Here is a 16028-nt window from a genome sequence, read left to right as displayed (position 1 = left end):
TGACCAAGATTATAGCCAATTCAGCGCAAATCGCAGCAATTTACTGGTCTAATCACCTTGTTGGATGGGTGATTTCTGTTACCAAGTTAACAAAAAAACTTATAGCCATATATTGTGTGTGGTTAAATTTGAGAGCTGCAAACAAGAAAAAGCCGCCACAGAGTGACGGCTTTGTTTATCAGTGAATGTTTAAAACAGAACGTATTGGGTGCGCTCTATAAAGGTTTATGCAAGCTCTGCTTTTTCGGCAATCAGCTTATCAACCACGCTTGGATCTGCCAGCGTTGAAGTGTCACCTAAGTTACTGGTATCGCCAGTGGCAATCTTACGTAGAATACGGCGCATGATTTTTCCTGAACGAGTTTTAGGTAGAGAATCGGTCCAGTGCAGCACATCTGGGGTTGCGATTGGGCCGATTTCTTTGCGTACCCAGTCTTTCACCTCTTTATGTAGTTCTGCTGAAGGGAACTCGCCATCGTTAAGAGTGATGTAGGCGTAAATCGCTTGGCCTTTGATGTCATGTGGGATACCAACGATCGCTGCTTCAGCAATTTTATGGTGAGCAACAAGTGCTGACTCGACTTCTGCGGTGCCCATACGGTGGCCTGAAACGTTAAGCACGTCATCTACACGGCCAGTGATCCAGTAGTAGCCATCTTCGTCACGTCGTGCACCATCACTGGTGAAGTACATGCCTTTAAAGGTTGAGAAGTAGGTTTGTTCAAAGCGCTCATGGTCGCCATAAACGGTACGCATTTGCCCCGGCCATGAATCTAGGATAACAAGGTTACCTTCTGCCGCGGTTTCTTCGATGATATTACCCATGTTATCGACAAGTGCAGGTTGTACACCAAAGAATGGACGTGTGGCGGAACCTGGTTTCAGATCCGTTGCGCCTGGCAATGGGGCGATCAAAATGCCACCGGTTTCTGTCTGCCACCAAGTATCTACAATTGGTGAATTCTCATTACCGATGGTTTTGTAGTACCACTCCCATGCTTCTGGGTTAATTGGTTCACCTACTGAGCCCATTACACGCAAGCTAGAGCGAGAAGTGCCATCGACTGCTTCTGTGCCCTTTGCCATCAATGCACGAATCGCCGTTGGTGCAGTGTAAAGGATGTTCACTTGGTGTTTATCGACCACTTCGCTCATGCGGCTAGTATTCGGGTAGTTTGGTACACCTTCAAACAAGATAGTTTTAGCGCCATTAGCAAGTGGGCCATAGATAAGGTACGTGTGACCTGTAATCCAGCCCACATCAGCGGTACACCAGAACGTTTCGCCAGGCTGGTAATCGAATACGTATTTGAACGTCATAGTAGCGTAAACAAGGTAGCCACCCGTTGTGTGAAGTACGCCTTTCGGTTTACCTGTAGAGCCTGAAGTGTATAGGATGAATAGCGGGTCTTCTGCTTTCATTTCTTCTGGTGGGCAGTCGTCAGAAACATTCGCTGTTGCTTCGTGCCACCAAACATCACGGTGCTCATGCCAATCGATATCACCGCCAGTACGCTTGAACACCACGACTTTCTCGATGGTTTTTACCTCTGGGTTAGTCAGTGCTTCATCAACGTTTTTCTTCAATGGTACAGAGCGGCCGCCGCGAACACCTTCGTCAGCAGTAATAACGACTTTTGCATCTGAATCGATGATACGACCAGAAAGCGCTTCTGGAGAGAAACCACCGAAAACAACGGTATGAACAGCACCAATACGGGTACACGCAAGCATTGCAACTGCGGCTTCGGTTACCATTGGCATGTATAAACAAACGACATCGCCTTTACGTACGCCTTGCTCTTTCAGGGCATTCGAAAATAGACAAACTTCTTTGTGCAGTTCTTTGAAGGTTAGCGTTTTGTCGTCGGCTGGGTCATCACCTTCCCAGATGATCGCGACTTCATCACCGCGCTCAGCAAGGTGGCGGTCAATACAGTTAGCAGAAACGTTAAGCGTACCGTCTTCAAACCAGCGAATATCGACATGGCCGGTATCAAATGAAGTGCTTTTTACTTGAGTGAACGGTTTGATCCAATCAACGATTTTTCCGTGCTCAGCCCAGAAACCTTCTGGGTCAGACACTGATTGTTGGTACATAGCTAGGTAAGTGTCATTATCCGCATGTGTATTTGCTTTAATATTTTCTTTTACCGGATAAACGTGGGCTTCACTCATTACTTCTCTCCTTGTGCTTTAATTCCAATTGCTTGTGAAACGGTTTGTCGTTGAATACGAGCGAGTAAACCATTTGTTTTAACACCGCCATTTGGTTTGAAACTGACGGTTGACTGCAATGACTAGCGAATCCTAATTAATAGGTGTGTTCCATGTTATGGCTTTCTTCGTTTTAAACTGAAAAGCCTTTGTGTGTATAACTCTCATCTAGAGCGTTGATTTCCACAATTAGACTTTAGGATGAGAGTGACGCTTTTATCGGTGGGAAAGAGATTTATGTTGATAAATGAGAGCTGGCTCGAAGCTTAACTTGAGCCACTGACTATTGACTGTATGGTGGCGCAAATAGAGGTAAATCCCCTTTGGTCAGCCTAACAAATACTAACGCCGCAGAGATCGCATCTTGTAGGGCATCATGTTTGTCTTGCATCGGCAGGTCGAGATGTTTACAGATAGCTTCTAAGCTCAAATCAAAATACGCATTCGGCAAGTGTCGTTCCAGCTTATCGTGGTACATCTGACTGACTTCAATCAGTGGGTTGGGCAGTGGAAAACCAAGGTGCTTGCGGCAGGCAATATCGAGAATTTTTTTGTCGTAGCGAATATGGTAACCCACTAAAGGTCGGTTACCGATGAATTCGAGTAGCTTGAGCAATGCTTGCTGTTCACTGATGCCATCCAGCAGATCTTGATGGCGTATTTTGTGAATCTTAATTGAGCCAGAGTCGAGCGACTGAGGAGCACGCAAGCGTACTTCAAAGGGCTCACTGGTGATAATGCGATTATCAATGATTTTAGTCGCGGCAATGGTGACGAGCTCAGCGCGTTTAGGGTCTAAGCTGGTGGTCTCACAGTCGAGTGATACATATTCCCCTTGTTGTGGGCTGCGAAACAGCGAGCGATAAGGGGAACCTTTTAATTTATGATGCCAATAACGTCGTACAAGCCAATTCATTTTATACCTCTTTCCCTAAAATGAGTACGTGGAAGCTCTCGCTGGAAACCTTTTTAGCCAAGCGTCATCTCGAGCTTAGTGAATACAAGAGCGACACACGCGTTAGTCCCTTATTTGGTAATGATAGCCTAGGAACTGTTTGAACTTTTTCACCACGTGCAGGCTGTGGCGCAACAAGTCTCTTTCAGTACGGTCTATCATTTTTAAATCAATTTTGTTGTGGCTGTGCTGCTGCGAAAGTTGCTGAGCAAGTCGGAGCTTAAAGAACAGTTTTAATGCTTCACTGAGGTTATCCGCTGTGTCCGGTTCGAGAATTCGTTTGGCCCTTAAGGTTTCGATTCGATCAAAGGTGTTTTTCTCAGTTAGCCCATACTCAAGGCTAAGTGCACGGATACCATGAACAACCGGGAAGATGCCTCCTCGTTTAATATCCAACCCATCTTTATTGCGTTTAACGTTACCAAACAACGTCAGTGGAATAGAAAACTGTAGAGCTGGACGAGTGAATTCCTGCAGCACCAGCATTTTGTTTTCCAGTAAGCCATTCAGGTGAGAGCTTACGGTGTCTAAAAGCTGCTTGTTACCCGCGACAGCATGGGCATCGGCGACAATCGCCAGATCCATCACCTGAGCGGGTTTGGCTGATTGGACCCAGCCTGATATGACTTTTTTCCAATCACTCTGCGATTTGACCCATTTAGGGTTGTTGACCATTACTTCACCGGGGCACAGTGGGTAGCCAAGCTGTTGTAAGGTGTGAGTGAGTTCGTCCATCACAGGTTGGCATTGATGCCACTCCAAGCCATCTTTAACGATCAGCGCGTTGTCTTGATCGGTTTTTAAGATTTGCTCTCCACGCCCTTCGGAGCCTAATACGACCAAACAACAGTGGTCGTGAAGGGCTGGGGGAACCACCAACTCAAAGGCTTTTTCGATAATCTGTTCATTGACCGCGGAAATGAGCTCCATGATGAACCGTGTTCGTATGCCATTGCCTAATAGGCTTTCGACCAGTTGTCGCTGTTTGTTTGAAGCAATGGCTAATTCGTCAATACTGGTGGCTCTAGCGATGCTTAAAGTGAGGACATGAGAATGGGTTGAAAAGGCACTGAGGATTTGGGTCATATCAAGCATGCCGACCGCTTCATGGCCGTCACACACCATCACTCGCTTCATGCGGTTTCTGGTCATGGTAATCATGGCATTAAACAAAAAATCGCCATTGTCGACATGGAATACAGGGAAAGTAGCAATGTCACCCACTGGAGTATCAAGCGGGTGTTGGTCGAGCATCACGGCATGCAGCATGTTGGTACGGGTGACAATAGCGTACGGATGTGCACTAGGGTTTTGTGCGAGCCTTGGATCGCTATCGTCCAGTTTGACCAAGGCGGAATCAATCGCGTTGTCTTTTAATAACCGGGTCACTTGATTGAGGGGCTGCTGCGGCGAGATCACCATCGGAGGGTGGTAAATAGAACTATCGACTTTGGTCAGAATGAATTCAGCTAAATTTTGCTGCTGCTGAGCAGCTTCAATCAACTCTTGGCGTTTGGCTAAGTTGGTATCAAAGTAAGCGGCAAATTGGCCATTGGATTGGTAGAGTTCTAAAAAGACCGCTCTGGGCAGTAAGTAAACTAGGGTGTCTTCTAGCGCTACATACTGGTGGCGAGTGCGTTCTTCCAGTAGCGCGCGGACATCAAACATGTCGTCGTTAGCATAATGCGCGAACACTTCACTGTTTTGTGGTGAGCGTTCTTCAACCGCACCTTTGATTAAAATGTGTAGATGCAAACAAGGTTGCTCAGCCGACAGAATAGTTTCATTTTCACGAAAATAAGCCACATCTAAGCTCGATCTGAGCTGCTTTTGTTGACCGTCATCCAAACGATCAAAGGGGGGAGACTGCATGTTGAATTTATCAGGCATTCTACTTTTCCTTGAGGCTTATCCGTATTTTCAGTGTGCCAAATTTCAATATTTGCTCCAGACGACTTTGGTCTAATGAGTGCTGTTTCTTATGCCGTTTTTACGAAGTTTCATTTTGCCAATAAGGGAAATGGGAATAGGGGTACCGCACTGGTTACGTCATGATTGTGTTAGAACTCAATAGGGAAATAGATGATTTGCTTTTATACCCTTTTTCTATTGGTTCGCTAGCCGCATAATAGCGCCGCTTGTTCCATATCAAATCACTTTAGGTGCGCCAGATGCTTAACCCTTCTCCTTATGGCTGGATATCCCAGTATTTCGTAGGCTTCTTTTTTGCTTATGGTGTCTATTTGCCTTTTTGGGCGCTGTGGTTTGAAGAGCAGGGTGTGTCTGCTACCGATATTGGTGTACTGGTCGGGATAGGTTTTGCAACTCGCTGTGTGGCGAATATGGTTCTGACTCCGCGCATTCATCGAGTTGAGCACTTAATGCCCGCACTGCGTTGGCTGAGTTTTGCGGCGTTACTGTTTGTCGGCTTTCACTTCTTTACTGGCGGCAGTTTCTGGATGATGGCGCTCGCGACAGTGCTATTTAATCTGTGCTGCGGGCCAATCGTTCCGCTTTCTGATGCGATGGCCAATTACTACGCGCGTTTAAAAATGCTCGACTACGGGCGCACTCGACTTTGGGGCTCGATTGCATTTATTGGTGGTTCTACCGTGGTGGGCTTTTTGGTCGCACAGTATGGCACCAACATGATCTTGTATACCGCGATGGCGGGCGTGTTGTTCTCACTGTTAGTGGGAATGCGTAACACTAATCCAATGCCAGTTACTGAGCAGCAAGATGAAGCAGAAAGGCCTAAATTGTCGAAACTTCTGCGTGAATGGCCGGTGGTAAAATTCTTAGCTTTGGTTGCCCTTATCCAAGGTAGCCATGCGGCATACTACAGTTTCAGCTCGATCTATTGGAAAGGGGCTGGCTACTCTGAAGACATTATTGGTTATCTTTGGAGCCTAGGCGTGGTGGCAGAAGTTGCCGTCTTTGCGCTAAGTAAGCGTTTGTTCTCGGGTTGGTCGCTGCGTGCCTTGTTTGTCGCGGCAGCGTTCGGTGTGATGGCACGCTGGGGGCTAACTGCTTCCACAACAGCCATTGCAGCGCTAGTGATGATTCAGTTGCTGCATGGCGTGACGTTTGCGATGGCACATATTGCGGCAATTCAATACATTCAAAGTTCTGAGCCGCATAAAATGGTCGCGCTGCAAGCACTTTACAATGCGATTCCGCTTGGAGCATTTATCGCGTTGATGACCACGTTAAGTGGCTGGGGCTACGAGAACTGGGGAGCGAATGTATTCTGGGCAATGGCGGTTATGGGACTTTTGGCTCTGTTCATTAAGCTAGAGCCGAATAAAGCCCGCATTGTAGATGGCTCAGCGGTGAAATCGGAGGCTAATCCACAGAATTAACTTCTGTATGGGTTGTGTCCTTTGCCTGAGCCACAATACGTAGTTAAATGAAGCCTCTCCTATATGGAGGGGCTTTTTTGTTGAATTAGAAAGGGATATCTAATGCAAGGGTGGATCGTCGTTCCTGTCTCGTTGGCCTATTTAGGCATACTGTTTTTGATTGCGTGGTATGGAGACAGGCAGACAAAGTGGCTAGCGCGCTGGCGACCTTGGATCTATAGCTTATCGATTGCAGTGTATTGTACCTCTTGGACCTTTTACGGCACGGTAGGGCAAGCGAGCAATAACCCTTGGTCATTTCTGCCGATCTACATTGCGCCGATTCTGGTTTTCACCTTGGGCTGGCGGGTTCTCGCCCGTTTGATTCTGATTGCTAAGCGTGAACACATTACTTCCATTGCCGACTTTATAGCCGCCCGATACGGTAAGTCCCAAGGGTTAGCTGTGGTGGTGACCCTAATTGCGGTGGCTGGCATTCTTCCTTATATCGCGCTTCAGCTACGTGGTATCACCATGGGGCTTGAGATTGTTGCCCCTAAATTGGGTGAACAGCTCGGCTACCAAGATACTCATGTATCTTGGTTTGTGGTCGGCATGCTAGCAATATTCACCATGCTGTTTGGTACTAGGCACATCGACAATACTGAGCACCACCGTGGCATGATGATGGCGATTGCGTTCGAATCGATTGTTAAACTGGTGGCGTTTTTGGCGGTCGGTTTCTTTATCATCTACCTAGCCTGGGAAGTGGATACTATAGATTTAGCCGCCACAGCGGCTCAAACTTACCAATCGCCTAACATTCCTACCTTGTTGATCCACACAGCATTGACCATGATGGCGATCGTCTGCTTACCGCGCCAGTTCCACACCATGGTGGTGGAAAATGAACGAGCTCAAGATCTTCATACTGCACGTTGGTTGTTCCCACTGTATTTGATTGCGATGGGGATCTTCGTTTTGCCGATTGCATGGGTAGGGCAGAGCCTGTTGACCACCAGTCCAGCAGATACTTATGTCATCAGTGTGCCGATGTCAGTAGGGGCAGAAAACATCGCCCTCTTAGCCTTTTTAGGCGGCACCTCTGCGGCCAGCGGAATGGTGATTGTCTCGACCATTGCTCTAGCCATCATGGTATCCAATGACTTAGTGATGCCGCTGTTGCTAAGGCGCATGCGTTTGACTCAACGCAATCATCGCCACTTCTCTGGGTTGCTGTTGGTCATTCGACGCGGGTTAATTTTATTGCTGTTACTGGGGGCATGGGGCTTTTATCAAGCACTCGACAGCATTCACTCGCTTTCCGCGATCGGTTTCCTTTCTTTTGCTGCTATCACCCAGTTTGCACCCGCTTTGATTGGTGGCATGTACTGGCGTCAAGGTAACCGCAAAGGTGTTTACGTTGGCCTCGCGGTCGGGTTTAGTATCTGGTTGATCACCTTGATGAGCCAAACCGGCATTTTGGCGGGCGATGCCAGCAACAACTTGCTGCTGTGGCTGATTACGCCGCCTGAACTATTTAGCGATGCTGGGATACGTAGTTCTGACTGGGGTATCGTTCTTAGCGTGCTCAGTAACACTCTCTGTTATGTTGTGATTTCTTTGCTAACCCGCTCAAGCTTGAGTGAGCGATTACAGTCGGCTTCGTTTATTGGCACGCCGCTGCCGGAAAGTGAGAACATGAGCTTGTACCAAAGCCGCGTAACGGTCGGTGAATTGGAAATGCTGGCGTCTCGCTTTGTCGGCCGGACACGAGTACGCAGTGCATTTAGCCAATATTGGCAGCAGCAACACAATACGTTGTTGCCCAACCAACAAGCGCCAGCCAGCTTAATTCGACATACTGAGCGTGTTCTCGCAGGGGTGTTCGGTGCGTCTTCCGCCAAGTTGGTTCTGACTTCTGCCCTGCAAGGGCGGAATATGCAGCTCGAAGAAGTGGCGACTATCGTTGATGAAGCGTCCGAGTTGTATGACTTTAGTCGCGGATTACTGCAAGGGGCGATTGAGCATATTGGACAGGGTATCGCGGTAGTCGACAAGCAGCTCAGGCTGGTGGCGTGGAACCAGCGCTATCTTGAGTTGTTTGAATTTCCAGCCGGGTTGATTCAAGTGGGTAGGCCGATTGCTGATGTGATTCGCCATAATGCTGAGCAAGGGCTGTGTGGTCCAGGTGACCCTGAAGATCACGTTCGCCGACGGATTTTCCACTTAGAGCAGGGCACTCGACATACTTCGTCGCGCGTTCGCCCTGATGGTCGAGTCATTGAGGTGCAAGGTAACCCGATGCCGGGCGGTGGGTTTGTGATGAGTTTTACGGATATCACCGTGTTCAGGGATGCGGAACAAGCTCTGAAAGAAACCAATGAAACTTTGGAGGAGCGGGTATTGGAAAGAACCCGCGAACTAGAGCAACTCAACAAACAGTTGGTCAGTGCGACTCAGCGTTCAGAGCATGAGTCGCAGTCTAAGTCGCGCTTTTTGGCGGCGGTGAGCCACGACTTAATGCAGCCGCTTAATGCTGCCCGTTTGTTCGCCTCATCGTTGTCGGAAGTGGCACCAGATAAAGAAACTAAACAGCTGTCGGCTCACATAGAAAGTGCGCTTGGTGCGGCGGAAGATTTGATTGGAGACTTACTTGATATCTCCCGATTAGAATCGGGCAAACTGGACGTCAATGTTCATAACTTCGCAATTAAAGATGTTCTAACCAACCTAAATGCTGAATTTAGTGCGTTGGCCAAACAGCAGCAGATCCAATTTGAAATGATTCCATCTTCGCTGATCGTGCAGTCCGATCCCAAGTTGCTGCGCCGAGTGGTGCAAAACTTCCTAACTAATGCCTTCCGTTACAACCCGAAAGGGAAAGTCGTGCTTGGGGTCCGCCGAGTTGCGGGTAAGGTGCGGATTGACGTTTGGGATAACGGTGTCGGCATTGACCAAGACAAGCAACAGGAAATCTTTGAAGAATTTAACCGAGGTAGCCAAGTACGTTCTGATCAAGGGTTAGGTTTGGGGCTAGCAATATCAAAAGGTATTGCTCACGTGTTGGGGCATCAAATCTCGATGCGTTCATGGCCAGAAAAAGGCAGTGTATTCTCGTTAACGTTGAATAAAGCTGATGTGGCGAGTGTACAACCTAAAGAAGCAGCGGTACCTGCCGCCTCGGATCTCAGCCACATTAAAGTATTGTGTGTGGATAATGAGCCAGAAATTCTGGTGGGCATGGAAACGCTGCTCGCTCGTTGGGGATGTGAGGTGAAGCTAGCCGAAGACCTAGTACAGAGTATGAAAGCGCTCGATGAACAGTGGGTACCTGATGTGATTTTCTCTGACTATCGTCTCAATAATGGCCGCACGGGCTTGGAGGTATTACAGCAGTGCCGTTTGAGGTTAGGTGATAGCTTTATTGGTGTGATCATCAGTGCTGACCGTACCGATGATATGCTCGATGGGATCAAGTCGAATGGCTTTAGCTTTATGCCTAAACCGGTTAAGCCTCTAAAGTTGAGAGCAGTATTGAACCGGGTGGGCTAGGCTAAAAACTGGTTCGATATAAATAACAGCGCCCTGTCCAAATAGGAGAGGGCGCTGTTTGCATTCGGTGTCTGCATGCAATTAATGCTGGGTTACTTTTGAGCATCCAAATTGAGAATAGTAATGGCATTGGCAACACTGGTGGCAAGAATATCAATAGCCCCTGTGCGCAGTGCGCCGACAATCGATAATGGCTTACTGCTTTCTGCGGCTATAGCGATAACCTGAGGGATCTTCTGGTAATCAGCAATGGTTAAACCAATGACACGGTTACTCATTTTAGTGTCTTGAACTTCCCCTTTGATGTCGTAGAAGTCATAACCGCCAACTTCCCCGACAACGCCTTGCTGAATACGGGCCTCAACCATTTCTTGTACTGAGAACCAACCTAGGTTGACCATATAGCTACTTTCGTTCAAATCACCGATACCAACCAATGCGACATCTGCTTTACGAGCAATGTCCATGGTTTGCTGTACCGTTTCATCTTCCAGTAGCGCGCTACGTAACTCTGGGTTACGGATATACGCTGGTGCATACAGAGTCTCACTCACCCCGTCGAAGGTCTTAGCGAATCGACGAGAAATATGGTCAGCATTGAGGATACCGCCGCGTGGGTGAATCCCGCCGATACTTGACACAAAGGTACACTTCTTAGGATTCACAATACCGGTATGCTCTGATACAGCAGAAACATTTCGACCTTGGCCAACCGACACGACCATACCGTCTTTGAGAGTCGCGGATAGGTATGTCGATACCACTCCGGCGAGTAGTGCTCGCTGTTCGTCTTCGGTTGGTTGGTCAAGAGCGATCAGTGCACGCTTGAGGCCAAAACGTTCTTTAAGCTGTTCTTCCAGCTTGGCACCAAATACAGGGTGGTACTTGACCTTAATTTCGACAATGCCTTGGTCTCTTGCGCGCTTTAATAAGCGACCAATTTTGACGCGAGATAAGCCGAATCTCTTTGAAATCTCTTCTTGAGTGGCACCGTCTTGGTAATACGCAACAGAGATTTCAGTGAGTAGGTTAGTCTCTTCGGTCTGTTCTATATTATTCAGTTCCATGCTGTTCCTTGTGAAATGGCCGCTTAATGCGGCTCTTGCTTATTTCGCGGCTGACTCAAGTTCACTATCTAGCAGGCGTGAATCATGAGTGGATTTGACCATTCTAATCTTTTTTGACTTGCCTTGTACAAGTAGAGTCTCGGTAGTTAGTGATTGGCCTTGCTTTTGAACACCGTTAAGTACGTCGCCTTTAGTGATTCCGGTTGCCGCGAAGATCACTTCGGAACTTTTTGCCAGTTGGTTCAGTGGTAGAACGGTATTGGGGGTAACGTTCATTTCCGCGCAGCGCTGAATCTCTACTTTAGCTAACGCGATGGTGTGTTGGTCTTTTCCTTTGACTTGATCGCGTGGCAGCAAACGCGCTTGCATATTTCCGCCCATCGCTCGGATCACAGCGGCACTGACGACGCCTTCTGGAGCGCCACCAATACAGTACATCACATCAACTTCGCTCTCCTCCAAACAAGTGAGTAATGACGCCGCGACATCTCCATCTGGGAAGGCGTACACCTTTACGCCAAGGCTTTGCATCTGTTCAATGGCTTGGTTATGTCTCGGCTTTGCGAGCGTCGCCACTACCAGTTCATTAATCGGTTTGTTGAGCGCTTGGGCGATATTTTTCAAGTTGTCTGTTAAATCGAGTGTTAAGTCAATGGCGTGTGTTGCTTGAGGGCCGACAACGAGCTTTTCCATATACATGTCTGGGGCTTGCAGCAGTGTGCCTTTTTTTGCTGCTGCGAGTACGGCGAGCGCATTGGATTGTCCCATGGCTGTCATACGCGTACCTTCGATAGGGTCGACTGCGATATCAATCTCAACACCACCCAGTCCGAGTTGCTCTCCTATATATAGCATTGGCGCTTCATCGATTTCTCCCTCGCCAATCACAATGGTTGCGTCGACCTGAGTTCGATTGAGTTGTAAGCGCATTGCTTCTACAGCAGCGGCGTCTGCTTTCTCTTTATCTCCTCTACCAAGCCACTGGTAGCCAGCTAAAGCGGCATTCTCGGTTACTTGTGCGAGTGCGAAGCCTAATTCATCCATGGTACACGTCCTTATTAAAGTATTAATGGCTGTTCATTTGTTCAGATTACAATTCATATGTTCATTATGCAAAACAAAAGAACACGATATGGCCAGATCAAAAGTTAATTGTTATGTACACATGAATTTAGTGAATGATTACTGAGTGTTTTATAGTTAAAAATAGAGTTCAAGCTCTACTTTCGGGGTGGTTTAGGTAGGGTTCTGTTTATTTATGGTATTGTTTTTATTGGGTTTTGTTTGTTTTTGATAAAATTAATTGTTACGGATCACATAATTATAAATTTAAATGTCCAGCGATATAGTGATCACGCAATTGTTATCAGAATGTAGTTAATTAGTGATCGAAATCCCACTTGGTAAACGTTCATATGTTATTTATCTGTGTAAGAGTTCAATATCATTTGTAACTTTCGTGGTCATATGAACAGGAGGAAACATGATAGCGATAGGTTGTGATGATGCGGCGATTGAATTGAAAGAGTGTCTGAAATCGCACTTGGCTTCGAAAGGTATTGAATTTGTTGATTATGGAGTCGATCCACAAAATGCAGAGCTTTACCCAGACATAGCAAAGACAGTCAGTGTTGCTGTCAGTGAAGGTAAACATCAACGCGGAATTATTCTCTGTGGTACGGGGATTGGCGTCTCAATAGTTGCGAACAAGGTACCGGGCATTCGAGCTGCTCTTTGCCACGATACTTTTTCAGCAGAGCGAGCGCGTAAAAGTAACGATGCTCAAATTATCACAATGGGAGCACGAGTCATCGGTCATGAGTTAGCTAAGTCGATTTTGGATACTTGGTTGGATTCTGAGTTTTCTGATGGTCCATCTACTCCAAAGGTAAATAGAATCAAGGAGATAGAGAAAGAGTTTATTAGTTAATTTAGATTCAATGTTTAATGGAATAACGTGGAAATAAAAATGAAAAATACCAAACTAACGCTTACTGCAGTTGCAATCACAACCCTACTATCGACTAGCGCATTTGCAAAAGACCTGAAAGTGGCAACCAGTGCTCAAGTCGGCTCACTTCAGTACAACACAACTCAATACTTCACCGAAGTTGCTAACGAAGAGTTTAAGAAACAAGGCATCGATTACAACCTGAAGTTCTTCGGTGCAGCTCAATTAGGTAAAGACAAAGATGTTCAGCAAAAACTGAAATTGGGCACAGTGGATTTGGCGCTACTAACATCAACACTGCCAACTCACGTATCAGAAATGGCTCTGTTTGAACTGCCATTCCTTGTGTCTGACCGTGAACACGTTGCCAAGATTGAGCAAGACGTATTCTGGCCATATATCGCGCCTGCCGCCGAGAAGAAAGGCTACAAAGTCATCGGTTTTTGGGAAAACGGCTTCCGTAACATTACTAACGCGAAACGCCCAATCAATACACCAGAAGATTTGCAAGGCTTGAAGGTTCGCACGCCGAACAGCTCTTGGCGCGTGAAAATGTTCAAAAACTGGGGTGCTAACCCAACACCAATGAGCTTTAGTGAAGTATTTATTGGTTTACAAACAGGTGTAATCGATGGGCAAGAAAACCCATACACCAACATTTATGCGGCAAAACTGCATGAAGTACAGGGTTACCTAAGTGTGACAAACCACGTGTACACGCCAGCGTACCTAACTGCAGGCGCGCGCCACTACGGTAAGTTCCCAGATGATGTACGCGCAGTTCTAGAAAGTTCAGCGAAGCAAGCGCAGCAATGGGGTTATCAAGAAGCGACAAAACTTGAGACCGAGCTGAAAGATAAACTGGTTGCTGGTGGTATGAAGCTTAACGTTGCAAACCGCGATGCCTTTGTTAGCGCAAGTCAGCCAATCTACGATGACTTCGTGAAAAACGTAAACAACGGCGAGGTGATGTTAGACAAAGTTATGGCGGCAAGTAACTAAGGTAAAACGCCCTAACGTTTATCTCTAAGGACTGCGCCGGCAGGCGCAGTCTAGCTGTCACTTGTTGCGAGGGCTTACGATGTCTTTTTTAGCTAGCATAAATACAATTTCAAATATTCTAGAAAAAGTGCTGATCGCGATTTCGATGACGATTCTCATCGCATTAAGCACCATTATTATTGTCGCTGTTTTTTCACGATTTAGCGGCGCTTCTCTTTATTGGTACGACGAAGTGTCGGCCATTCTTTTAGCTTGGCTGACTTTCTATGGATCGGCTTTGTGTGCGTTAAAGCGTTCACATATGGGCTTTGGCGGGTTGGTGGCCAATATGCCGCTGGGTATGCGCAAAGCCATTTTCCTATTGAGTGAATTCATCGTCATTGCGTTCTTTGCAGTGATTGCCTGGGCCAGCTACTACATCTTACAAATCTTCGGTGACGAGACACTAACCAGTCTCGATTTTATCCCTTTAGCCTTTGCGCAATCAGCGTTACCAATTGGTGCAGTGCTGTTTATTGTGGCGCAACTGTGCTCTTTCCCTAAAGCGTGGGCGTGGGTTCGCCTTGGCTCTAACCAAGAAAACGAAGAGATCAGAGAAGCCATCAAGGATGCGAAAAAAGATATGGCTGAAGCCATGGAGGCAGTGAAATGAGCGCGCTAGTTGTACTATTTTGTTTAATCGGCTTGGTAATGATCAACGTGCCAATTGGCATCGCCATTGGTGCTGTAGCTCTGGTTGGTATGGTAGCGACATCGGGTGTCGATGCAATCTATAACGCGGCATTGGCGATGTTTGAAGGCGGATCGAAATTTACCCTGTTGTCTATTCCACTGTTTGTTTTTGCTGGTGCATTGATGAATACCGGTGGTATCTCGCTGCGTTTGATTAACTTTGTTAACGCGATTGTGGGTTTTGTTCGCGGTGGCCTTTCAATGGTTAACGTGGGTGTATCGATGATCTTCGCTGAGATCTCGGGTTCAGCGGTCGCCGACGTTGCAGCGCTGGGCTCGATTTTGATTCCTGCAATGAAAAAGCGTGGTTACTCGGGCAGTTTCTCTGCGGCAGTCACGTCTTCTTCAGCTTCACTCGCCGTTATCATTCCACCTTCTCTACCCATGATTATTTACGGCGCGATGGCGGATGTATCGATCTCGCAGCTGTTCGTTGCCGGCATCATCTCTGGCCTACTGGGTGCGGCGGGTATGTTTGCAGTCTGTTACTACTACGCCGTGAAATACGATTTACCTCGTGAAGAGTCGTTCAGCTTACGCAAATTGTGGGTGGCATTTAAAGATGCGTTCTGGGCTCTGACTCTGCCATTCGCCATTTTAGGTGGCATTCTTTCTGGCTTTATGACCGCCACAGAAGCGGCCGGTATTGCGGTACTACTTGCGATTGTTATCAGTGTCTTCATCTACCGTGAAATGAACCTAAAGCTGTTTTACAAAGCGATGATGGAAGGTGTTACGGGCACCTCAGTTGTGATGCTTTTAGTCGCGACGTCAGCGGTGCTTGGCCTGTTCCTAACTGAGCAAGAAGTACCACAAGCAATGGCTGCAGGCATTCTTAGTATCTCAGAAAACAAATACGTTGTGCTGATGATGCTGAACCTAATGTTACTGGTTGTTGGCGTGTTCCTACACGGTGCGGCAGCGATCATCTTAACCGTGCCAATCGTATTACCGCTGATTCATGAGCTGGGTATCGACCCAATCCACTTCGGCATCATGCTTGCGCTTAACATCTCGATTGGTCAGCAGACGCCTCCGGTTGCGAGTGTGCTGATCACTGCATGTTCGATAGCGAAGCGTGACATTTGGCAAGTGACTAAAGTGAACATTCTATTTATTGGTGTGCTGTTCGCTGTGTTAATGCTTGCGACCTACGTTCCAGCACTGTCTGTTGGCTTTGTTGACTACATGTATAAATAACTTCAAGG

General features: G+C 47.2%; 11 protein-coding genes. 6 read left to right on the top strand and 5 right to left on the bottom strand.

Features of this window, described 5'->3' with window-relative positions; translation table 11 throughout:
• Positions 1-225 precede the first annotated feature (225 nt).
• From acs to J4N42_RS13230, 3 genes are all read right to left on the bottom strand, one after another.
• Complete coding sequence (acs, locus tag J4N42_RS13240) at positions 226-2178, bottom strand: acetate--CoA ligase (RefSeq protein WP_252028611.1); 1953 nt, start codon at positions 2176-2178, stop codon at positions 226-228.
• A gap of 322 nt (positions 2179-2500) precedes the next feature.
• On the bottom strand, positions 2501-3133 hold the full coding sequence (locus tag J4N42_RS13235; RefSeq protein ID WP_252028610.1) for a 3'-5' exonuclease: 633 nt from the start codon (positions 3131-3133) through the stop codon (positions 2501-2503).
• A 102-nt stretch (positions 3134-3235) separates the two neighbouring features.
• Positions 3236-5062, bottom strand: a complete 1827-nt coding sequence (locus J4N42_RS13230) for a DUF294 nucleotidyltransferase-like domain-containing protein (protein ID WP_252028609.1) — start codon at positions 5060-5062, stop codon at positions 3236-3238.
• A gap of 281 nt (positions 5063-5343) precedes the next feature.
• Here J4N42_RS13230 and J4N42_RS13225 point away from each other — a divergent pair, with 281 nt between their 5' ends.
• The gene (locus J4N42_RS13225; protein WP_252028607.1) at positions 5344-6534 is read left to right on the top strand and encodes a 3-phenylpropionate MFS transporter; all 1191 of its coding nucleotides are present in this window, start codon (positions 5344-5346) and stop codon (positions 6532-6534) included.
• A 102-nt stretch (positions 6535-6636) separates the two neighbouring features.
• Positions 6637-10068, top strand: coding sequence for a hybrid sensor histidine kinase/response regulator (locus J4N42_RS13220; RefSeq protein ID WP_252028604.1), 3432 nt, complete (start codon positions 6637-6639; stop codon positions 10066-10068).
• Between the two features lie 92 nt (positions 10069-10160).
• Here the strand turns inward: J4N42_RS13220 and J4N42_RS13215 are convergent, their stop codons facing one another.
• A complete protein-coding gene (locus J4N42_RS13215) occupies positions 10161-11135 on the bottom strand; it encodes a sugar-binding transcriptional regulator (RefSeq protein WP_252028603.1) in 975 nt (324 codons plus the stop codon).
• Positions 11136-11174: 39 nt separating this feature from the next.
• Positions 11175-12179 (bottom strand): class II fructose-bisphosphatase, encoded by a 1005-nt coding sequence (gene glpX, locus J4N42_RS13210; RefSeq protein WP_252028601.1) that lies wholly within the window; start codon positions 12177-12179, stop codon positions 11175-11177.
• Between the two features lie 439 nt (positions 12180-12618).
• Here glpX and rpiB point away from each other — a divergent pair, with 439 nt between their 5' ends.
• From rpiB to J4N42_RS13190, 4 genes are all read left to right on the top strand, one after another.
• Positions 12619-13065 carry a ribose 5-phosphate isomerase B gene (gene rpiB, locus J4N42_RS13205; RefSeq protein ID WP_252028598.1) on the top strand — a complete coding sequence of 149 codons (447 nt, stop codon included), beginning with the start codon at positions 12619-12621 and terminating at the stop codon, positions 13063-13065.
• A 39-nt stretch (positions 13066-13104) separates the two neighbouring features.
• Complete coding sequence (locus tag J4N42_RS13200) at positions 13105-14088, top strand: TRAP transporter substrate-binding protein (RefSeq protein ID WP_252028596.1); 984 nt, start codon at positions 13105-13107, stop codon at positions 14086-14088.
• Between the two features lie 79 nt (positions 14089-14167).
• A complete protein-coding gene (locus J4N42_RS13195) occupies positions 14168-14740 on the top strand; it encodes a TRAP transporter small permease (RefSeq protein WP_252028594.1) in 573 nt (190 codons plus the stop codon).
• Positions 14737-16020, top strand: coding sequence for a TRAP transporter large permease (locus J4N42_RS13190; protein WP_252028593.1), 1284 nt, complete (start codon positions 14737-14739; stop codon positions 16018-16020). Before J4N42_RS13195 ends, J4N42_RS13190 begins: the two co-directional genes overlap by 4 nt.
• Positions 16021-16028 lie beyond the last annotated feature (8 nt).

It is taken from the genome of Vibrio sp. SCSIO 43135 (assembly GCF_023716665.1).
GTDB classification, from domain to species: Bacteria; Pseudomonadota; Gammaproteobacteria; order Enterobacterales; family Vibrionaceae; genus Vibrio; species Vibrio paucivorans.
The sequence above is the reverse complement of the archived record's forward strand: the minus strand, read 5'-3'. Positions and strand labels throughout refer to the sequence as shown.

Coding starts and splice junctions, on each gene's coding strand:
- acs (WP_252028611.1), bottom strand. CDS start 2,178: ATGAGTGAAGCCCACGTTTATCCGGTAAAAGAAAATATTAAAGCAAAT.
- J4N42_RS13235 (WP_252028610.1), bottom strand. CDS start 3,133: ATGAATTGGCTTGTACGACGTTATTGGCATCATAAATTAAAAGGTTCC.
- J4N42_RS13230 (WP_252028609.1), bottom strand. CDS start 5,062: ATGCCTGATAAATTCAACATGCAGTCTCCCCCCTTTGATCGTTTGGAT.
- J4N42_RS13225 (WP_252028607.1), top strand. CDS start 5,344: ATGCTTAACCCTTCTCCTTATGGCTGGATATCCCAGTATTTCGTAGGC.
- J4N42_RS13220 (WP_252028604.1), top strand. CDS start 6,637: ATGCAAGGGTGGATCGTCGTTCCTGTCTCGTTGGCCTATTTAGGCATA.
- J4N42_RS13215 (WP_252028603.1), bottom strand. CDS start 11,135: ATGGAACTGAATAATATAGAACAGACCGAAGAGACTAACCTACTCACT.
- glpX (WP_252028601.1), bottom strand. CDS start 12,179: ATGGATGAATTAGGCTTCGCACTCGCACAAGTAACCGAGAATGCCGCT.
- rpiB (WP_252028598.1), top strand. CDS start 12,619: ATGATAGCGATAGGTTGTGATGATGCGGCGATTGAATTGAAAGAGTGT.
- J4N42_RS13200 (WP_252028596.1), top strand. CDS start 13,105: ATGAAAAATACCAAACTAACGCTTACTGCAGTTGCAATCACAACCCTA.
- J4N42_RS13195 (WP_252028594.1), top strand. CDS start 14,168: ATGTCTTTTTTAGCTAGCATAAATACAATTTCAAATATTCTAGAAAAA.
- J4N42_RS13190 (WP_252028593.1), top strand. CDS start 14,737: ATGAGCGCGCTAGTTGTACTATTTTGTTTAATCGGCTTGGTAATGATC.